Origin of the sequence: Spelaeicoccus albus (assembly GCF_013409065.1) — a bacterium.
Classification (GTDB): domain Bacteria; phylum Actinomycetota; class Actinomycetes; order Actinomycetales; family Brevibacteriaceae; genus Spelaeicoccus; species Spelaeicoccus albus.
In genome coordinates this window covers 3,631,797-3,652,439 of record NZ_JACBZP010000001.1, presented here as the reverse complement: position 1 = coordinate 3,652,439, position 20,643 = coordinate 3,631,797, and the positions used below count along the sequence as shown (strand labels likewise).

Sequence of the window (20,643 nt, the reverse complement as noted above, 5' to 3'; positions counted from 1 at the left end):
GCCGAGCGGCCGGTGAAACAACAGGAGTCGATCTGAGAATGAGATTCAAGAAAACACTGGCGACCCTTTGCGCGTTGTCGTTCGCCGCAATGGCGGGCTGCAGCAGCGAGGACGGCAGCGGCAACGGCGGAAACGCTGTCACGGCCGAGCCGCCGGCGGGCGTATCGCCGGACGTCGCGAAAATCCCCATGCCGGAAGAAGGCACCCGGCACGACAATCCCCAGGCACGCAAGAACGTCAAGTTCGGCGGCTCGTTGAAGTTGGCATTTCCCGAGATCCCGCCGAACTTGAACTCGTTCAGCGCCGACAACCCGTCCGGGTACGTCGGCAACCTCGACTCGTGGACGTCGCCGCAGCTGTGGGACTTCACGGTGGGCGGGCAACCGAAACCCGATAAGGACTATTTGCTGTCGGCCACGGTCGTCAGCAAGAGCCCCGAAGTGATCAAATACCGGCTCAACCCGAAGGCGCATTGGAACAACGGCGACCCGATCACGTGGAAGGCATTCGAGGCCACCTGGAAGACGCAAAGCGGCAAGTCGAAAAAGTACAACCCGTCATCGACGACCGGATATGAGCGGATCAAGAGCGTGAAGAAGGGCAAGAACGCCCACGAGGCGGTCGTGACGTTCGACAAGCCGTTCTATCCGTACCAGGAGATCTTCACCCAGCTGGAGAACCCGAAGAACCTCGATCCCGCGTTCTTCAAGAAGGGCTGGGTCGGACATCCGAACAACGGACTGCTGGCCGGACCGTTCAAGTACAAGAGCTACTCCAAGACCAAAGTGGTGCTTGAACGGAACAAGGACTGGTGGGGCGCCAAGCCCAAGCTCGACACGATCGTCATTCGCGCCATGGAGGATCAAGCGTCGATCAACGCGTTCCAAAACGGCGAACTCGACGAAACCCGGGTCGAAAGCCAAGACCGGATGAAGCAGATCAAGAACATGGACGACGTCCAGGTCCGTCGTGGATTCGGAACTCAAGTGAGCATGTACATGATGGGCCAGGGGAGTGAGGTGTTCAAGAACACGTACGCCCGCAAGGCGTTCGCCCTGGCCACCGACCGCCGCGAACTGACGAAGATCAAATTCCAGGGAATGAACTGGGATCCCGAAAAGCTGCCCGGATCGATGAACGTGCTGCCGTGGATGCCCACGTACAAGAACAACACGCCCTGGCTGAAGCACAGCGTCGACAAAGCCAAAAAGCTCATGACCGACCACGGGTGGAAACTCGGCGAGGGCGGCTACTTCCAAAAGAACGGAAAGACCGCGAAAATCACCTACGTGAACTTCGGCAACTCGTCGTCGGGGGCCGCGCTGGCCAGGGCGCAGCAGGCCATGGCGAAACAAGCGGGCCTGAAGATGGTCATCGACACGCGGTCGACGTCCGACTTCTCCAGCACCCTCAACGAGGGCTCGTACGACGTCGTGGCCGTGTCGACCGAGACGCGCGACCCGTTCGGGTATGTGCTGGCCTGCTCGATGTATTGCACGACGTCCGGCAACAACTCGACGGGCGTGGGCACCAAGAAGATCGACGCCATGGCCAAGAAGGTCACGACAATTGCCGACCCGAAGAAGGCGATGGCTCAGGCCAACAAGGCCGAGGCCGCCGCGTTGAACCTCGTCGGCTACATCCCCTTGTTCAACTCTCCGGTGACGTACGCCGTCACCAAGGGGCTGGCCAATTACGGCCCGTCCGGGTGGGCAAGTGCCGAGCCCGAGGACATCGGCTGGCAAAAGAGCAAGTAACCGGCTCGCGACCGGGTTTCCGGCCGGCCGCTCCGCGTGAGCGGCCGGCCGTTCCGCGCGGAGGGGTCGAGCGGAGGGTGCCGCCGGCGAAACGTTGCCGAGTTGTGAGCAGTATTCCGCGTGTGGGCGAGGCAAAGTTTTACCGGCTGCGATAGCGTAGTCATAGAGGATCGCGATACCCCCAGGAAGGCGGCTGGAATGGCTCAGTTCGATGAGCAGATCGGTGCTGAGCAGAAGGACAACGGACCGGCAACCGTCGAGGAGAATACGCTCGAGAGCCGGTCGACGGAACGAGACCCTGTCCTGGCGTCAGTGGGCGAGGACCCCACGCCCGAAGCCCCCGCGGAACCTGCCCGTGCGGGCGGCAAAATCTACAGTGTGCTACACGTCGTCGGGCAAAGAGACGGCGTTGATTCCGAGGACACGTACGAGCAGGTGATCGACCTGTCGAAGAACGCGTTGCCGAACCTGGGCTACCGGATCCTGGAAACCCGCGTGTCGGCGCACATCAACCCCTTCAAGGACCCCGGCACCGTCTGGCGGTTGCACCGCATGTTCCCGGAACAAGACATTGTGCACGCGCACGGCCTGCACGCGGCCGCCTTGTCGATCCTCGCCACAACGGGACTGCCCGCCCGGGTGCGCCCGAAGATCGTCGTCACGGTTCCCCGGCAGCGCACCGGCGCCGTCAACGACCGCGACATGACCGCCGGCATGCTGATCTCCAGCCGCGCCACCGCCGTCTTGGGCGCCACGGCATCGGTGGTCGAGCGATTCCGGTCCGTGCCGATCACCGAGCGCGCGCTGCTGCCGGTCGCGGACGCCGTCACCTCGCTCAGCCCGACGCGCAGCCGCAGCGAAGTGCACGAAAGCCTCGGCGTTTCCGACGGCACGTGGCTGCTGGCGTCAACTGCCGCGCTGACCGAGAACAACGGATTGAAGACCTTGCTGGCCGCCGCCCGCGAATTCTCGAACCGGCGTCCCGAATTTAACGTCGTGCTGGCCCTTGCCGGCGACGGCAGTTTCAAGCCGGCGCTCAAGGACGAAGTGCACGAACACGACGCGCCGGTCCTTGTCGTCGACGAGTCGGACGCCGTGGACGTGCTGAGCGCGGCGGACGTCGTGCTGGCCACCGACAAGCTCTCGGTGCTCGACGCCGATCAGATCATGCAGCTGACCCGGCCGATCGTGTCGATCGGGAGGCTCGGCCGGCACCGGTTCGGTTCCGCGGCCGCACAGGTCGCCGAAGGCGATGTCGACGGCGTCATCGATGCGGTGGGCGCGCTACTGGCCAACCCCCAGCGTCGCGGCGTGGCCGCAATCGAAGCCCGCTCCCGAGTGTTGGGGTCGGCTCCGTCGCACGACGTGGTGGGCCAATTGGTGCGCGTGTACCGCGAGGCAGTGGACGGCGGACGAAGTCGACGCGCCGCAAAGAGAAAACTGGCGCGGCAGTCGACCGGCGGGAACTGGTAGAGTTAAAGCCCGTGGTTACTAGGACGCTCCCTCGGCTCAGCGGGTCCCAAAAGACCCGGCATATTTTCGTCACCGGAGGCGTCGCTTCGTCTCTTGGTAAAGGCTTGACCGCCTCGAGTCTCGGGCATTTGCTTGCTGCGCGCGGCCTCGTCGTGACGATGCAGAAGCTGGATCCGTACCTCAACGTCGATCCCGGCACCATGAACCCGTTCCAGCACGGCGAAGTCTTCGTCACCGACGACGGCGCCGAGACCGATCTGGACATCGGCCACTATGAGCGGTTCCTCGGACGCAATCTGGACGCCGGCGCGAACGTCACGACCGGGCAGGTCTATTCGACGGTCATCGCCAAGGAACGCCGCGGCGAATACCTCGGCGACACAGTGCAGGTCATCCCGCACATCACCGACGAGATCAAAGCGCGCATGCGTGCCCAAACCAACCCGGTCGAGGGCCCGGTGCCCGATGTCATCATCACCGAGATCGGCGGCACCGTCGGGGACATCGAATCCCAGCCGTTCCTCGAGGCCGCCCGCCAGGTCCGCCAGGACATCGGCCGCGACAACGTGTTCTTCGTGCACGTCTCGCTGGTGCCGTATCTTGCCCCGTCCGGTGAACTGAAGACGAAACCGACCCAGCACTCGGTCGCCGCGCTGCGCTCGATCGGCATCCAACCGGACGCCATCGTGTGCCGATCCGACCGGGAGGTGCCCGACGGCATCCGCCGCAAGATCGGCTCGTCGTGCGACGTCGATTTCGAAGCGGTCATCTCGTGCATGGACGCCCCCAGCATCTACGACATTCCGAAGGTGCTGCATTCCGGCGGGCTCGACGCCTACCTGATCCGCAAGCTCGACCTGCCGTTCAAGGACGTCGAATGGGATGAATGGGACGACCTGTTGCGCCGCGTGCACCATCCGGCCTATGACGTGGACATTGCGCTGGTCGGCAAATACGTCGACCTGCCCGACGCATACCTGTCCGTCACCGAAGCGTTGCGCGCCGGCGGGTTCGCCAATAACGCCAAGGTCAAGATCCACTGGGTTGCCTCCGACTTGTGCGCCACCCCGGAAGGCGCCGCCAAGGAACTCGGAGAAATGGACGGCGTGTGCGTGCCCGGCGGATTCGGCATCCGCGGCATCGAAGGCAAACTCGGCGCGCTGCGGTACGCCCGCGAACACGGCGTGCCGACCCTCGGGTTGTGCCTCGGCCTGCAATGCATGGTGATCGAATACGCGCGAAACGTCGCAGGCATCGAGCGGGCGTCGTCCTCGGAGTTCGAGCCCGATACCGACGAGCCCGTCATCGCCACCATGGCCGAACAGGAGTCGATAGTCGACGGCAACGGCGATTTGGGCGGCACCATGCGCCTCGGCCTGTACGAGGCGGCGTTGACCGAAGGGTCCGTCGTCGCCGGTGCGTACGGCGTGACGACAATCTCGGAACGGCATCGCCATCGCTACGAGGTCAACAACGCCTACCGCGACCAGCTCGTCAAGGCAGGACTCGTCATCTCCGGCACGTCCCCGGACGGTCAACTTGTCGAATACGTCGAATTGCCCTCGGACGAGCACCCGTACTACGTGTCGACCCAAGCGCATCCCGAGTTGCGTTCGCGGCCCGGTCGTCCGCATCCGCTGTTCGCCGGGCTGATCGGCGCAGCGCTCGACCGTCAGCGCGAAGAACGTCTCCTCGAGGTCGAACCGCAACTCGTGGACACCGGCGAATGACCGGCGGGCCGGCCCGGTCGGACGCTCCGATGACCGACACGCACGAAGACGTCCGACTGCACTCCCGGCGCACGGCGTACAGCGGTGCGATCTCGGACATGGTCGTCGATTCCTTCACGCTGCCCGGCCACGACGCCGCGCTGCAACGCGAATACCTCCAACACCCCGGTGCCGTCGGCATCATCGCGCTCGACGCGGACGACCGCGTGCTCGTCATCAACCAGTACCGGCACCCCGTCGGCATGCGGCTGTGGGAGGTGCCCGCCGGCCTGCTGGACGTCGACGGCGAACCTCCGCACATCGCCGCCGCCCGCGAGCTGGCCGAAGAGGCCGACCTCGAGGTCGGCAGGCTCGACCTGCTCGTCGAATGGTTCAGCTCGCCGGGCATCTCGGACGAGGCCCTGCGCGTGTACGTGGCCCGCGACTGCACGCCGGTGCCGGACGCCGACAAACACGAGCGCACCGGCGAAGAGCGCGATATCGTCACCGGCTGGGTGCCGCTGGACGACGTCGTCGACGCCGTGCTGTCGGGCTCCGCGCACAATCCGACGCTCGTGGTCGCCTCCCTGGCGGCCGCCGCGGCCAAACGACGCGGCTGGACGACGCTGCGGCCCGCCGACTCGCCGTGGCCGGCTCGGCCGCTCCCGTCCCGAGACCCCGGCGCTTCCGACCGGGCGGAATGACCGACGACGCGGGCACCGTCGCCGGGCCGCTGCGCCGTGCTCTTGACGGCTACCTCCAACATGTGAGCATCGAGCGCGGCCTGTCGACGAACACCGTGTCGGCCTACCGCCGCGACCTGGGACGTTACGTGCGCGTGCTGGACTCCCGCGGCGTGGCCCGGCCGGCCGATGTGACCGAAAAGGACGTCACGGAATTCTTGAGCATCATCCGCTCCGGTGACGACGGGCGGCCCCGGTTGTCGGCGGCGTCCGCGGCGCGCGCCGTTGTCGCAGTCCGCGGCTTCCATGCGTTCCTCACGGACGAGGGCATCACCCCGGACAATCCGGCCGGCGACGTGCACCCGCCGTCCCAGCACGCCAAACTGCCCAAGGCCATCGGCATCGGCCAGGTCGAGGCGATCTTGGAAGCCTGCCGCACCGACACCCCGGCCGGGCTGCGCGACCGGGCGTTGCTCGAAGTGCTCTACGGCACCGGTGCGCGCATCAGCGAGGCCGTCGGGCTGCACATCGACGACGTCGACCTCGACCACGGGATGGTGCGACTGTTCGGCAAAGGGTCGAAGGAGCGGATCGTGCCGCTCGGGTCGTACGCGGCCCGCGCGGTCGACGACTATCTGGTGCGTGGCCGGCCGGTGCTGGCGCAAAAGATCAACCCGGCCAAGGCGACCCGCGTGCCCGGCCTCTTCCTCAACAAACGCGGCGGCACCCTCAGCCGGCAAAGCGCGTGGACGATCTTGAACGTTGCCGCCGAACGGGCCGGTTTGACCATCGACGTGTCGCCGCACACGCTGCGACACTCATTCGCCACGCACCTGCTCGAAGGCGGCGCCGACGTGCGCGTCGTGCAAGAGCTGCTCGGACACGCATCGGTCACCACCACGCAGATCTACACCAAAGTCAGCGCCGATACGCTCCGCGAGGTTTACGCTCTCGCACATCCCCGGGCCGGCAAAAGGTAGGGTTGGGTACGTGAACTCCCAAGCTGCTGATTTATCTCTCGACGTTGCCGCCGTCGGCCCGACGGGCCGGCCGCTGCGCGAGTTCGACGCACCCGCCCCCTTGGACAGCCACGGACCGGCTCGTGTCGTGGCGATGGTGAACCAGAAAGGGGGAGTCGGCAAGACGACGTCCACGATCAATCTCGGGGCCGCTCTTGCCGATTACGGCCGCAAGGTCCTCCTCGTCGACTTCGACCCGCAGGGCGCACTGTCCGTGGGCCTCGGCGTCAACCCGCACGACCTCGACACCACCATCTACAACCTGCTGATGAACTCGCGTCTCGACCCGAACGAGGTCATCGAGAACTCGAACGTGCCGGGGCTCGACGTGCTGCCGGCGAACATCGACCTCTCGGCCGCGGAAGTGCAGTTGGTCGGCGAAGTCGCCCGCGAACAGGTGCTCGATCGCGTGCTGCGCAAGGTCGAGGACAATTACGATGTCGTCCTGATCGACTGCCAGCCGTCCCTCGGCCTGCTCACCGTGAACGCGCTGACGGCATCGCACGGCGTGATCATCCCGCTCGAATGCGAGTTCTTCGCTTTGCGCGGCGTCGCCCTGCTCGTTGAAACAATTGAAAAAGTGCAAGACCGCCTGAACCCGCGTTTGAACATCGACGGCATCCTGGCCACCATGTACGACAGTCGCACGCTGCACTCCAAAGAGGTCGTGGCCCGTGTCGTCGAGGCCTTCGGCGACCGCGTGTTCGACACGGTGATCAACAGGACGGTCAAGTTCCCGGACGCATCGGTCGCCGCCGAGTCGATCCTCTCCTATGCGCCGTCGCACACCGGCGCCGAGGCGTATCGCTCGTTGGCGCGCGAACTCATCGCCCGGGGCGGCGCTCCCTAATGGCCGCTTCCGTCATGCCGCTGACGGAGACCGACGATTCCTCGGCGCTCGACGCATTCGAAGTCCACCTGGAGAACTTCTCCGGGCCCTTTGATCTGCTCCTCGGGCTCATCGGCAAACACCAGCTCGACATCACCGAGGTCGCGCTGGCCGCCGTCACCGACGAGTTCATCGAGTACATCAAGTCCGCCGGGGTCGCGGCGCTCGACGAGACAAGCCAGTTCCTGGTCGTTGCGGCCACATTGCTCGACTTGAAGGCGGCACGGCTGCTGCCGGCCGGCGAGGTCGAGGACGACGAGGACATCGCCCTGCTGGAAGCGCGCGACCTGCTCTTTGCCCGGCTCTTGCAATACCGGGCGTTCAAGGACGTCGCGTCCGATCTGGCCGCCGCGCTCGAAAACGGTTCGCGTCGCAGCCCCCGTGCCGTGCCGCTCGAGCCGCAGTTGGCCGAGCTCTTGCCGGACCTGGTCATGAACGTGACTCCGGACGCGCTCGCGGCCCTTGCCGCCCGGGCGTTGACGCCCAAGGGCCCGGCCGAGGTCGGACTCGAACACCTGCACGCTCCCGCCGTCAGCGTGCGCGACGAGGCGAAGACAATCGTGGCACGTCTCGACCGTCACGAAGGCAAGACGTTGTCGTTCCGGCGGCTGGTCGCCGACGCCGACAACTCCCTGGTCGTGGTCGTGCGGTTCTTGGCGCTGCTCGAGCTCTACCGTGACGCGGCCATCTCGTTCGACCAGGCCGCCGCGCTCGGCGAACTGACAATCCGGCTGCGCGGCCCGGCCGACACCGTCAACACGGATAAGTTCGACGAATTCGACGCATCGTCCGAAACGGCCGACAATGCGGAAACCGCTGAAAACGCCGACGAGAGCCCCACTGCCGACCCAGGACCGACGGACAATGACTGACACCGACCAGACCCGGCTCGACCGAACCCGGGCCGACGCGGCCGACAGTGCCGAAATGGCCGACGGCACCGCCCAAGAAGGTCTCGACCTCGACGTGCTGCCCGGGGGAGCGCTTGCCGCGCTGGAAGCCCTGCTGATCATTGCCGAAGAACCCATGACCGAGCTCCGGCTGGCCTCCGCGTTGGCCCTTCCGGTCGACAGGGTCGAAACTCTCGTGGCCGAACTCGTTGCCGACTACGACGGCGCCGATCCGACGTCCGGCTCCGGACGCCCGCGCGGATTCGAGCTGCGCCGACTGGCCGGCGGCTGGCGTATTTACTCGCGTGCCGAGTTCCACGACGTCCTCGCCGGTTATGTGCTGGACGGACAAAGTGCGAAACTGTCCCAGGCGGCACTGGAGACGTTGGCAGTCGTCGCATACCGTCAGCCCGTGTCCCGCGCACGGATCTCGGCGATCCGCGGCGTGAGCGTTGACGGCGTCGTCCGCACGCTCGTCAGCCGCGGTCTGATCGAGGAGGTCGGCACGGCCGAGGAGTCCGGCGCGAATCTCTACGGGACGACCGGCGAATTCCTTGAACGGATGGGCCTGGAAAGTCTCGACGAGCTGCCCAAGCTCGCCCCCTACCTACCCGACGACATGAACGAGGAATTCTGATGGCCACTCCAAACCGGCCCAACCCGCGCGGTGCCCGGCGCCCCGGAGGGCCGACACGCCGCCCGAGCCGGGCCCAGCGACGCGCCGCGCCGGCGACGCCGTCCGTCGACGTCCACGACCCGGACGGCGTCCGGCTGCAAAAACTGCTCGCGGCGGCCGGCTACGGCTCGCGGCGCTCGTGCGAACAACTGATTGCCGACGGGCGCGTGAGCGTGGACGACGCGCAGGTGCGCGAACTCGGCGTCCGCGTCGATCCGAACCGCGTGCGCATCGCCGTCGACGGGCTGCCCATCCAAACCGACGACAAACAGGTCTACTTCGTGTTCAACAAGCCGAAAGGCGTGCTGACCACCATGGAAGACCCCGACGGGCGCCCGTGCCTCGGCGACTTTCTCACCGACCGTCCCGAACGGCTGTTCCACGTGGGCCGGCTCGATGCCGAAACCGAGGGCCTGCTGCTCGTGACGAACGACGGCGAACTGTCGCACCGGCTGACGCACCCGTCGTACGAAGTGCCCAAGACCTACCTTGCCAAGGTGCGCGGGCCGGTGGCCAAGGACGTCGGTAAGCAGCTGCGCGACGGCGTCGACCTCGACGACGGCGTCGCACACGTCGATTCGTTCAAGCTCGTCGACTCGACGCCCGGCTACGCACTCGTCGAGGTGACCTTGCACTCGGGCAAGAACCGGGTGGTACGCCGCATGCTGGATGCCGTCGGGTACCCCGTGCTCAGCCTGGTGCGCACCACGATGGGCCCGATCCGGCTCGGCGATCAGCGGCCGGCCACCCTGCGGACCTTGAACCGCACCGAGGTCGGCACCTTGAAGCGAGAAGTGGGCATGTAGATGACGCTTCCCGCTGACTCCGCCGGGCTGCCGCATGCCGACAAGCACGTCAAGATCGTTGGCGCAGGCCTGCTGGGAGCTTCCGTCGGCCTGGCGCTGACGCGCCAGGGCATCGACGTTTGGCTGACCGACGCGTCGCCGACCGCCGAAGCGCTCGCGTGCGACCTCGGCGCCGGACGCCCTCTTGCGGACGCCGGCGACATGACGCCCGACCTCGTGGTCATCGCCGTTCCGCCCGACGTGACGGCGCATCTGGTCGCCCGCGAGCTCACTCTCCACCCGCATGCCACAGTCACGGACGTGGCCAGCGTGAAAGGCCACATCCGCACGGCGTTGCGCGGTTTCGTGGACGGCGGGCAGTTGAGCCGGACGGATCTGGCCCGATACGTGGGCTCCCACCCCATGGCGGGCCGGGAAAAGAGCGGACCGATTGCGGCCCGGGCCGACCTGTTCGCCGGCCGCCCGTGGGTCGTCTGCACCGGCCCGCATACCGCCGACGCCGACCACGAACGCATCGTCGAACTCGCCCGGCGAGTGGGCGCCGCAGTCGTCGAACTCGACGCGGACGAACACGACTCGGCCGTCGCGCGCGTGTCCCACGTGCCGCAAGTGATGGCGACTCTCACGGCGTCCCGCCTCAACGACGCACCGGTCGAATCGGTTGCACTGGCGGGCCAGGGTCTGCGCGACGTGACTCGGATCGCTGCCAGCGACCCGGCGCTGTGGACACAAATCCTCACCGCGAATTCCGAGCAGGTGCGCATCGTGCTGGAAGAAGTGCGCGGTGAGCTCGACACGGTGATCGACGCCCTCGGCAGCACGTCCGGATCGCTTGGCGTGCTGGCCGGCGCGTTCGTGGCCGGCAACGACGGGCATGCGCGGATCCCGGGCAAGCACGGTGCCGCGCCGACCAGCTACGCCACCGTGACGGTGCTGGTCGAGGACCGGCCCGGCATGTTGGGCCGGCTGTTCACCGAGATGGGCGAGGCGGGCATCAACATTGAAGACTTGCAGCTCGAGCACGCCAACGGGCAGCAGTACGGACTGGCCGAGGTGTCGGTCCTTCCGGCCGAGCGCGGGCCCATGATCGACGAGCTCCGCGCCCGCGGATGGAACGTACCCGAATAACCGAAAGAGAACAACGAGAATGAAAATTGCCATCGACGGCCCCAGCGGGTCCGGAAAATCCAGCGTCTCCCGCGCGGTCGCTTCCCGCCTCGGCTATGCGTACCTGGACACCGGCGCCATGTACCGGGCCGCCTGCTGGCTCATGCTCGATCGCGGCGTCACCGACGACGACGAAGTCACCGCCTTGATCCGGTCGGCCGAACTCGAGCCCGGCACCGACCCGGACCACGAATCCATAGCCGTGAACGGCCGCGACGTGACCACGGCGATCCGCGAAGACCGCGTGACGTCCGCCGTCAGCAAGGTGGCCACCAATCTGGACGTTCGCACGCTGCTGATCGCCGAGCAGCGGCGGCTGATCGCCGAGCATGCCGAACCGGGGATCGTCGCCGAAGGCCGCGACATCACCACCGTCGTGGCGCCGGACGCCGAGGTGCGCCTGCTGCTCACTGCCCGCGAGGAGGCGCGGCTGGCCCGTCGCGCCCGGGAATTGCACGGCACGGCGGACGCCGACTCGCTGGCCGCTACCCGCGAGTCGATCGTCGGGCGCGACGCCAAGGATTCCACGGTGGCCACGTTCGAAACGGCATCGGACGGCGTGCACACTCTCGACTCGTCGTCCTTGACGTTGGAAGAGACAATCCAAGCCGTGATGGATCTGGTGGCGGATGCGCACGAAGACTGACAAGAGCGCCGTGGAATACGTCGTCCCGTCGCTTCGCGCGGCCCGGCGCTGGCACCCGATCGGCACGGCCATGATGTCGCCGTGGCGGGCGCGCGTGCATCGCGCCGAGCTGCTGCCGCAGGACGGCGGCGTCCTCATCATCGCCAATCACTTGTCCTATCTCGACGGACCGATGGTGTACGCGCACTGTCCGCGGTACGTGCACATGATCGTGAAGAAGGAAGCCTTCAAATCGATTGCCGGATACGCGCTCAGGCGTTCCGGGCAAATTCCGATCGATCGTGCCGGGAGCGACCGCCGGGCGCTGAACGCCGGACTCGACGTGTTGCGCCGCGGCGACGTGCTCGGCCTTTTCCCCGAGGGCACGCGCGGCAACGGGGCCGGATCGGCCATCCGGAACGGCGCCGCGTGGCTCGCCTTGCAAGCGAAGGTGCCGATCGTTCCGGTGGCGGTGCTGGGAACCAAGCTGCCCGGCGACACCAAAGCGTTGCCGCCTTTCGGCCGCAAGGTTGATATCGTCTACGGTGAACCGTTACAAATCGACGCGGCGCCCGGACAGACCGGACGCGCCCTCCGTGAAGAGGTGAGTCGCCAGCTCGGCGCCGCGCTCTCCACGGGGCTGGCCGAAGCCGCCGAACTGACGGGCCAACGACTTCCATGACGCCCGCGCAGCAACCTCAGCGCAACAGTGACTCGATCAAAGGACATGTATGAGCGACCGTGAGCCCTCCGGCGAAAGCTGGGACACGCCGGACGACCTGGCCGAACGCGTCGCCGCGACGTCGCCCGAGGACGCCGACGCGCGAGCCGAGTCGCTGCGTGCCGGGCTTGCCGATTATCAGCTCGAAGACGACGATCTGGCGCTGCTCGATGCCGGCGAGACCGGCGCGGCGGAAGACACGCCGTCCGGCCCCGACCCGGTCGTGGCCATCGTGGGCCGGCCGAACGTCGGAAAGTCGACGCTCGTGAACCGCATCCTGGGGCGCCGCGAAGCCGTCGTCGAGGACAACCCGGGCGTCACGCGCGACAGGGTCAGCTACAAGGCCGAATGGAACGGCAGGCCGTTCACCGTCGTCGACACCGGCGGATGGGAATCGAGCGCCAAGGGGATGGCGCAGCGCGTGGCCGGTCAAGCCGAGATCGCTGCCGAGCTTGCGGACGCCGTCGTGCTGGTCGTGGACGCGCTGGTCGGCATCACGGCCTCCGACGAAGGCATCGTGCGGATGCTGCGGCGCACCAAGAAACCCGTCATCCTGGCCGCCAACAAGGTCGACGACGAGCGAGGCGAGCTGGACGCGGCCGCGCTCTGGTCGCTCGGCCTGGGCGAGCCGCATCCGGTGTCGGGCATGCACGGCCGGGGAGTCGCCGACTTGCTGGACATCACCCTCGAGACGCTGCCGGCCGTTTCGGCGGTGGCCGGCGACTACGAGATCGGCGGGCCGCGGCGCGTGGCGCTGCTCGGCCGCCCGAACGTCGGCAAGTCGAGCATGTTGAACAAGCTCGTGGGTTCGGCTCGCGTCATCGTCGACGACGTGGCCGGCACGACGCGCGATCCCGTCGACGAACTTGTCCAACTCGGCGGCCGGCAATGGCGGTTCGTGGACACGGCCGGGATCCGCCGGCGGGCCCACCAGGCGTCCGGTGCGGACTTCTATGCCGCATTGCGCACGCAGACCGCGCTCGAGAAGGCCGAAGTCGCCGTCGTCCTGATCGATGCGTCCGAAACGCTGTCCGAGCAGGACACCAGGATCCTGTCGACGGTGATCGAGGCCGGGCGCGCCCTCGTCATCGCCTACAACAAGTGGGATCTGATGGAGGACGAGCGGCGGCACTACCTGGAACGGGAGATCGAAAAGGACCTCGTGCAGATGACGTGGGCGCCGCGCGTGAACGTGTCGGCCAAGACCGGATGGCATGCCGACAAGCTCGTGCCCGCCATGGACACGGCGCTCGAAAGCTGGGATCGGCGTATTTCCACGGGCCGTTTCAACGCGTTCCTCGGCGAGCTGGTGGCCGCGCATCCGCATCCGTTGCGCGGCGGCAAGCAGCCGCGAATCCTCTTTGGCACGCAAGCGTCGAACCGGCCGCCCAAATTCGTGCTGTTCACGACGGGGTTCCTCGATCCGGGCTACCGGCGGTTCATCGTGCGCCGGCTCCGGGAGGCGTTCGGTTTTGCCGGAACCCCGGTGGAGCTGACGATGCGGATCCGCGAAAAGCGTTCCAAACGGTGAGCTCCGACGGCCCGCGGGCGCCGGCGGACCAGCCGCGCTCCGCGATCTCGACACTGCTGCGGCGCCGGTCGATCGAAGACGTCGCAGCTCAGCACACCGAGCTGAAACGTCGTCTGACCACGCTGCACCTGACGGCTCTGGGCGTGGGCGGCACCGTCGGCACCGGCATCTTCTTCGTGCTGGCCGAGGCCGCGCCGATGGCCGGGCCCGGCGTCGTCCTGTCGTTCATGCTTGCGGCCGTGACCGCTGGGTTGACGGCGCTCTGCTATGCGGAAATGGCGTCCATCGCGCCAGTGTCGGGGTCATCGTATTCGTACGCGTATTTGGCGTTGGGGGAGTTCGCGGCGCACCTCGTCGGATGGTTCTTGATCCTCGAATACGGCGTGTCGTCGGCTGCCGTGGCGGTCGGATGGAGCGAATATCTCAACAACCTGGTCATCGGAGTCACCGGGCACGCGATTCCCGCGGCGTTGCTGAGCGCGCCGGCCGGAGGCGGAATCGTGAATCTCCCGGCAGTCGTCCTTGTTGCCATGTGCGGCGTCCTGTTGATCCGCGGCGTGCGGGAGTCGGCGGTGGTGAACGCCGTCATGGTCGGTATCAAGGTCGCGGTGCTCATCTTCTTTGTGTGCGTCGCCGTCACCGGGTTCACCGTCGATCATTTTCACAATTTCTTCGCCCATGGATGGTCGGGCGTCGGAGCTGCCGCATCGATCATCTTCTTCAGCTACATCGGGCTGGACGCCGTGTCGACCGCCGGTGACGAAGCGAAAGACCCGAAGAAGTCGATGCCCCGGGCGCTCATTTACTCGCTGGTGATCGTGACGCTTGTGTACCTGCTCGTGTCGCTGAGCGCCATCGGGGCGCAAAAATATCAAATGTTCGCCGGGCAGAAGGCCGGGCTGTCGCAGATCTTGGCGAACCTGACGGGCGCGTCATGGCCGGCGATCATCTTGTCGGCCGGCGCCGTGATCTCGGTGTTCTCGGTGACGCTGGTATGCATGTTCGGACAGACTCGCATCTTCTTCACCATGGGCCAGGACGGGCTGATGCCCAAGGTGTTCACGGCTGTGTCGAAGCGCACCGGCACGCCCGTGAAGAGCACCGTCATCGTCAGCGCGTTCGTTGCGCTCCTGGCCGGGCTGCTGCCGATCGACGTCTTGTTCGAAGCCACCAGCATCGGCGCGCTGTCGGCGTTCACGTCGGTGGCGCTGGGCGTGATCGTGCTGCGCGTGCGCCGTCCGGATCTCGCCCGCGGATTCACGGTGCCCGGATATCCCGTGACGCCGGTACTGGCGATCGTCGCGTGCCTCTACCTGCTGAGCGGACTCTCGGCGGTCACCTGGATCGCTTTCGTGAGTTGGATGGCGCTGGCCGTCATCGTGTATTTTGCCTATGGGCGCCGCCACTCCACGTTGAATGCGGACGCCCCACCCACACCTTCGCCGAGAGTGGAGTAGTTGTCGCTTTTTGCAGGCCAAAAGCGACAACTACTCCACTCTCGGCGGGCCGGGTGAATTTGAAAGGGGAAGCATCATGAGCATTCGTGCCGCCTTGGTACGTAAACCGGTCGAGCGATTGGACGAGGGGGTCGCGGAAGACGCGGTCCCGGTCGACGTTGCCCGGGCGGAGGAGCAGTGGACGGAATACGTTGACGCGGTGAAAGGCGCCGGCTACGAAATCATCGAGGTGCCTGCCTCACCGGATCACCCCGATTCGGTGTTCGTGGAGGATACCGTCGTCGTCTACAAACATCACGCGGTCATCGCCAATGCCGGTCATCCGACCCGCCGCGGCGAACAGGACGGTACCAAATCGGTCTTGGCCGACCGCGGATACGAGATTTCGGAGATCTCGCACCCGGCCACTCTCGACGGCGGCGACGTGCTCAAGATCGGCGACACCATTTACGTCGGGCACTCCGGCAGGACGAATGCCGAGGGCGTTTCGCAGTTGCGTGCCGCTTTGACGCCGGCCGGCGCGACAGTTGTAGGAGTGCCGGTATCGAAGGTCTTGCATTTGAAGTCCGCCGTGACCGCGCTTCCGGACGGCACCGTGATCGGCTACGAGCCGAACGTTGACCAGCCGGGATTGTTCCCGCAGTTCCTCGCATTGCCTGAGCCGCATGGCAGCGCGGTCGTCGTCTTGAGCGATGACACGGTCCTCATGTCGACGTCGGGGCCGGAAAACGTCCAGACGGTGCGGTCGCTCGGCTGGAACGTCGTCACCGTCAATATCAGCGAGCTGGAAAAGCTCGACGGTTGCGTCACCTGCTTGTCGGTGCGGTTGCGCGACCTGCCGGCCTGACTGCCGCCCATTTTCCGGCCGGCAGGGATCGTGCTGCTTGACTGGGAACGCTGCGCGGGCCATTTGGGCCGCGCGGTGCCCGCCGACCGGCGACGGGCTCGACTAGTCGTTGGAGAGCGCGATGATCGTCTGATCGACGCATCGACGCAAACGACCTAGCAACGGATCGCCGATCTCGTCGGCAAGAGCTTTTTCGGACGCATCGGCGATGTCATTGAGGCGATTAAGCCGTTGCCGGCCGAAATCAGAAAGATAGACGTTAATGCGCCGGCGATCGCCTTTGTCCGCCAGGCGAAAGACGAGCGCATTGTTCACTAAGGAGTCGACCGTGCGAGTCAGCGTTGCATTGGCCAGACCACTTTCGAGTGCCAGGTCGCTCATAGTGGGTGACGCGAGTTTGGCGATTGCGGCAAGCACACACCATTGGTCGGTGTTCGAGTGCTCTTCGGAAAACGGAACGGCGAGGCGCTTGGCGAACGTGCGCTGAAGAGAGACGAGCCCGATCCCCAGCGGTACCGTCGAATTCAGCGCTTCGCTCGTGTGGTTCATTGTCGTCCCCTTGAAAGCATCTAATCGAAATAGTCACAGGACGGGCCATACTTGTGACATGAGCGCCAACCCGAGCCTGCTGTTTCCATCTGAAATAATCCTAGCCGGTCGTCAGTCGGGGCGGCTGGTCATCGGGTTGCTCGTGCCATTGTCCGGGATCATGGGAGCGATTGGTCCGTCGACCGTCAACTGCGCGCAGCTGGCTGCCGAAGAAGCATCAAGCCGCGGCAACGGCCGACTCGTGGACCTGTTGCTGATCGATGCCGGTCGAACACGTGCGGAGGTCGAACGGGAAATTTCGGCGCTTGTCTCGAGTGGATTGGTTGATGGAATCGTCGGCTGTCACACGTCGGATATCCGCGCGTCGGTGGTCCGAGCCGTCAACGCGCGGGTGCCGTATGTGTTTACGCCTCCACGCGAGTTCGAACGAATCGGATCGCGCAGTTCGTATCTGCTTGGTCCTGCCCCGGATTGCCAACTGGCTGCGTCGCTTCGGTGGTTCCATGAGTATCAGCACATTCGACGCTGGGCCTTGATCGGAAGCGATTACGTCTGGCCGCGGCACGTTCACCGCGCCGCCCGTGCCATTCTTGGTGATTTCGGACTCGAGGTGACATATGAGCGGACTGTGCGCTTTGGCGACGTGGATGCCGAATCGATCATCCATCAAATGCAGAACACTCGGTCTCAAGGCTTGATCGTGTCACTTGTCGGCCGCGACGCCGTCGAATTCCATCGACAATTTGCCGCTCATGGTCGGGCATCGTCGATACCGCGACTCTGCACGAGCTTTGACGAGGATAGCCTGCTCGCTGTCGGAGGCGATTCCACCGGAGCCTTGTTTGCCGCGATGCCGAGCTTCTTGACGGACGGCGACGAGCGGCACCAGAAATTGCTGGCAGCGTACGAGAATCGGTTCGGAGCTTTCGCGCCCTCCCTTGGAGCGTATTCGGAAAGCGTCTACGACGGAGTTCACTTAATGTCGTCATTACGGATGGCACGAAACGGCGATCAACCTTCGCTCATCCCGCTAGCGAACGGAATGGTGCGACGCCGTGATGACATGTGGCAGTCGTCGCCTTTGGGAGCGCCCGGCCGTGCTATGACCCTCGGGCAGGCGAACGGCACGGCCATGAACGTCGTGCAGCGTTTCGCTCTTGCATAATCCGACTTCTTGTTCGTAAGCTGATTCCTATTAGTTTCATTTGAAAATAATCTGGCAGTGACGCCGGAGGGGATCTCATGTCGTCGCAGGGTGTAGAAAAGTTCGGGTACAAACAAGAGCTTAGGCGGTCGCTGACGTTCGTCGATTTGGTCGTGTACGGCCTCATCTTCATGGTGCCGATCGCACCCTTCGCGATTTTTGGCAGCGTGTTCCAGTCCTCCGGCGGCATGGTGCCGCTGACGTATATCATCGCCCTTGTCGCGATGATCTTCACTGCGAACTCGTACGCCCAAATGGCGCAGGAGTACCCGATGGCCGGATCGGTGTACACCTACGTCGGCCGCGGGATCGCCCGGCCTGTCGGGTTCGTCGCCGGCTGGATGATTCTTCTTGATTACATTTTGGTGCCGTGTTTGCTTTATCTGGCGGCTTCGCTGGCCATGGTCGCGATCATCCCGGCGATTCCAATTTGGGCATGGCTGATTATCTTCGTCGTACTGAACACGCTCATCAATTACTTGGGTATTTCCCTGACCGCGAAGGTCAACAAGATCATGCTTGTGGCCGAGCTCATCGTGTTGGTGATCTATCTCGCTATTGGCATCACGGCCCTTGCGCAAGGAAAGGGAGGCCATGATTTCGGGCTTTCCGGCTTTTATAATCCAGAAACTTTTACCTTCTCCCTGATCTTCGGCGCCGCATCCATAGCCGTTCTGAGCTTCCTTGGATTCGATGCTGTCTCGACACTGGCCGAAGAAAATCAGGGCACGTCGAAACAGCTCGCTCGGTCGATGATCGTCGCACTCGGAGGCGTCGCAGTTCTGTTCGTTGCGCAGACCTGGGTTGCTGGTCTGCTCGTGGAGGACCCGGACAAGCTGATCAAGAATGGCGATGCCGCGGGAGTGGCTTTCTACGAGACGGCCGGCTTCGCAGGAGGACCGTGGCTGTACATTCTGACGGCTGTTTCTACCGCGATTGCCTGGGGGTTTGCAGACGCGTTGGTAGCGCAGGCAGCAACGTCTCGGTTGCTGTTCGCCATGGCGCGGGATCGTCAGCTTCCCAAGTTCTTACGCAAGGTCAGCGTCAAGCACAAGGTGCCCGTCAACGCGACGTTCCTTGTCGCGATCTTGTCGCTGATCCTTGGCATCGTCCTCACCATCTTGCCCGACGGACTTGCTCTGATCAGCACGATGGTCAACTTCGGAGCACTGACGGCGTTTTCCATCCTCAATGTGGCAGTGATGTGGCACTTCTACATCAAGAAGAAGACCGGCCGATGGTTCATCCACCTCGTGTGCCCGATTATTGGACTGTGCGTGCTGGGCGCAGTGTTGTACAACGCGCGGGAAACAGCCCAAACGGTCGGACTCATTTGGCTCGCCATTGGAATCGTCTTGTCAATTGTGCTGCTCCGCCGTGGAGTCATGAAGCGCGATATGACCATCGACGAATCCGGAGTCAAATGATTGCGGAGCTGCTAACAAAACATTGACGAACGCGACGAGGAGACGAAACGCATGCGGATACATCAGTTGGCCCCCGAACCTGACGAGTACTCGTACGTTTTCGGCGGACGAGACCCACAATTGTCTGTCGACCCTGGCGACATCGTCGAGGTCAGCACCGAAGACTGTTTTGGGGGGATGGTCAAAACTTCCCGCGACCTTCCGAGCGAAACAGTGGCCTTCGACAGGCTCAATCCCGTTAGCGGCCCTATTGAGATTCGCGGCGCCGAGCCCGGGGATCTGTTGGCCGTTCATTTCGCGAGCATTGTGCCGGCACGCGATTACGCAATTTCTGCGACGTTTCCACACTTCGGAGCATTGACGGGCAGCCACGAGACAGTGACGCTCCAGCCGCCGCTGGATGAAAGAGTCTGGATCTACGACATCGACGTCGATGCGTGGACAGCGACTTTCTCGGCAACGCGCTCCGATCATAGGCTCGTGATGCCTCTCGATCCGATGCACGGCACAGTCGGCGTGGCACCGGCAAGTGATGAGGTGCGTTTGGTGGTCACACCCTCGACGTACGGAGGGAACATGGACACACCCGAATTGCGCGCGGGCGTGACACTTTATTTGCCGGTGAACGTGCCCGGAGCAATGTTGTCGCTCGGCGATGGACACGCCCGGCAAGGGGAAGGCGAACTGTGCGGAACGGGGCTTGAGTGCGCGATGAACAGTGTAATCGCAGTGGATGTCGTAAAAGGAGCAGCTCCAGCGTGGCCGCGTTTGCAAAACGATGAATATTTGATGTCCACGGGGTCAATGCGGCCGCTCGAAGATGCTTTTCGCATTTCGCAGCGTGATCTTGTCAACTGGACAGCTGAATTGACCGGCATGGACACTCTTGACGCGTATCAACTTGTCAGCCAGACGGTGAGGACGCCGGCGGCCAATGTTTGTGATCCGAATTTCACCATGATGGCAAAGTTGCCGACATGGGCGCTGCACGACGCTTCCGTCTACGGTGGCATGCATCAGCATCTCAAGGCAGTGTCGGCGAAATATCGAAACTGAGCGTCGGTGCGGTTGCGCGACCTGCCGGCCTGACTGCCGCCCATTTTCCGGCCGGCAGGGATCGTGCTGCTTGACTGGGAATGCTGCGCGGGCCGTCGGCCGAGCTGAAGTCTGAAATCCTGGACTGCCCGGGGCTGGGCGCGGTTGTGCGGTCGAT

At 64.7% G+C, this 20,643-nt stretch carries 19 protein-coding genes; 18 read left to right on the top strand and 1 reads right to left on the bottom strand.

Annotated features, from left to right (window positions below):
• Positions 1 to 38 precede the first annotated feature (38 nt).
• The 15 genes from BJY26_RS16905 (at position 39) to ddaH (ending at position 16,250) form a co-directional block, all read left to right on the top strand.
• Complete coding sequence (locus tag BJY26_RS16905) at positions 39 to 1,757, top strand: ABC transporter family substrate-binding protein (RefSeq protein ID WP_179429355.1); 1,719 nt, start codon at positions 39 to 41, stop codon at positions 1,755 to 1,757.
• A 198-nt stretch (positions 1,758 to 1,955) separates the two neighbouring features.
• Positions 1,956 to 3,230 carry a glycosyltransferase gene (locus BJY26_RS16900; RefSeq protein ID WP_179429354.1) on the top strand — a complete coding sequence of 425 codons (1,275 nt, stop codon included), beginning with the start codon at positions 1,956 to 1,958 and terminating at the stop codon, positions 3,228 to 3,230.
• An 11-nt stretch (positions 3,231 to 3,241) separates the two neighbouring features.
• Entirely contained in the window at positions 3,242 to 4,960 is a 1,719-nt protein-coding gene (locus BJY26_RS16895; RefSeq protein WP_179429353.1) for a CTP synthase, read from the top strand.
• A gap of 29 nt (positions 4,961 to 4,989) precedes the next feature.
• A complete protein-coding gene (locus tag BJY26_RS16890; RefSeq protein WP_179429352.1) occupies positions 4,990 to 5,643 on the top strand; it encodes an NUDIX domain-containing protein in 654 nt (217 codons plus the stop codon).
• The gene (gene xerD / locus BJY26_RS16885; protein WP_179429351.1) at positions 5,640 to 6,602 is read left to right on the top strand and encodes a site-specific tyrosine recombinase XerD; all 963 of its coding nucleotides are present in this window, start codon (positions 5,640 to 5,642) and stop codon (positions 6,600 to 6,602) included. The genes BJY26_RS16890 and xerD overlap by 4 nt, the downstream gene beginning before the upstream one ends.
• Before the next feature lie 10 nt (positions 6,603 to 6,612).
• Entirely contained in the window at positions 6,613 to 7,491 is an 879-nt protein-coding gene (locus BJY26_RS16880; protein ID WP_179429350.1) for a ParA family protein, read from the top strand.
• A 14-nt stretch (positions 7,492 to 7,505) separates the two neighbouring features.
• Positions 7,506 to 8,402: a segregation and condensation protein A gene (locus BJY26_RS16875; protein ID WP_244953912.1), complete on the top strand. Its 897-nt coding sequence runs from the start codon at positions 7,506 to 7,508 to the stop codon at positions 8,400 to 8,402.
• On the top strand, positions 8,395 to 9,057 hold the full coding sequence (scpB, locus tag BJY26_RS16870) for an SMC-Scp complex subunit ScpB (RefSeq protein ID WP_179429348.1): 663 nt from the start codon (positions 8,395 to 8,397) through the stop codon (positions 9,055 to 9,057). Before BJY26_RS16875 ends, scpB begins: the two co-directional genes overlap by 8 nt.
• Positions 9,057 to 9,902, top strand: coding sequence for a pseudouridine synthase (locus BJY26_RS16865; RefSeq protein WP_179429347.1), 846 nt, complete (start codon positions 9,057 to 9,059; stop codon positions 9,900 to 9,902). The genes scpB and BJY26_RS16865 overlap by 1 nt, the downstream gene beginning before the upstream one ends.
• Positions 9,903 to 11,030, top strand: a complete 1,128-nt coding sequence (locus BJY26_RS16860; RefSeq protein WP_179429346.1) for a prephenate dehydrogenase — start codon at positions 9,903 to 9,905, stop codon at positions 11,028 to 11,030.
• A gap of 19 nt (positions 11,031 to 11,049) precedes the next feature.
• Positions 11,050 to 11,715, top strand: coding sequence for a (d)CMP kinase (cmk, locus tag BJY26_RS16855; protein ID WP_179429345.1), 666 nt, complete (start codon positions 11,050 to 11,052; stop codon positions 11,713 to 11,715).
• Entirely contained in the window at positions 11,699 to 12,376 is a 678-nt protein-coding gene (locus BJY26_RS16850; RefSeq protein WP_179429344.1) for a lysophospholipid acyltransferase family protein, read from the top strand. The genes cmk and BJY26_RS16850 overlap by 17 nt, the downstream gene beginning before the upstream one ends.
• 49 nt (positions 12,377 to 12,425) lie before the next feature.
• Positions 12,426 to 13,946, top strand: a complete 1,521-nt coding sequence (der, locus tag BJY26_RS16845; RefSeq protein WP_179429343.1) for a ribosome biogenesis GTPase Der — start codon at positions 12,426 to 12,428, stop codon at positions 13,944 to 13,946.
• Entirely contained in the window at positions 13,943 to 15,403 is a 1,461-nt protein-coding gene (locus BJY26_RS16840; protein ID WP_218852478.1) for an APC family permease, read from the top strand. Before der ends, BJY26_RS16840 begins: the two co-directional genes overlap by 4 nt.
• A gap of 76 nt (positions 15,404 to 15,479) precedes the next feature.
• The gene (gene ddaH, locus BJY26_RS16835) at positions 15,480 to 16,250 is read left to right on the top strand and encodes a dimethylargininase (RefSeq protein WP_179429342.1); all 771 of its coding nucleotides are present in this window, start codon (positions 15,480 to 15,482) and stop codon (positions 16,248 to 16,250) included.
• Between the two features lie 102 nt (positions 16,251 to 16,352).
• On the opposite strand, the gene BJY26_RS16830 is transcribed toward ddaH, so the two are convergent.
• Positions 16,353 to 16,799: a MarR family winged helix-turn-helix transcriptional regulator gene (locus BJY26_RS16830; protein WP_179429341.1), complete on the bottom strand. Its 447-nt coding sequence runs from the start codon at positions 16,797 to 16,799 to the stop codon at positions 16,353 to 16,355.
• Positions 16,800 to 16,857: 58 nt separating this feature from the next.
• On the opposite strand from BJY26_RS16830, the gene BJY26_RS16825 reads away from it, so the two are divergent.
• From BJY26_RS16825 to BJY26_RS16815, 3 genes are all read left to right on the top strand, one after another.
• Positions 16,858 to 17,964, top strand: coding sequence for an ABC transporter substrate-binding protein (locus BJY26_RS16825; protein ID WP_179429340.1), 1,107 nt, complete (start codon positions 16,858 to 16,860; stop codon positions 17,962 to 17,964).
• 77 nt (positions 17,965 to 18,041) lie between these two features.
• Positions 18,042 to 19,430 carry an APC family permease gene (locus BJY26_RS16820; RefSeq protein ID WP_179429339.1) on the top strand — a complete coding sequence of 463 codons (1,389 nt, stop codon included), beginning with the start codon at positions 18,042 to 18,044 and terminating at the stop codon, positions 19,428 to 19,430.
• 51 nt (positions 19,431 to 19,481) lie between these two features.
• Positions 19,482 to 20,486, top strand: coding sequence for an acetamidase/formamidase family protein (locus tag BJY26_RS16815; protein ID WP_179429338.1), 1,005 nt, complete (start codon positions 19,482 to 19,484; stop codon positions 20,484 to 20,486).
• The last annotated feature ends 157 nt before the right edge of the window (positions 20,487 to 20,643 follow it).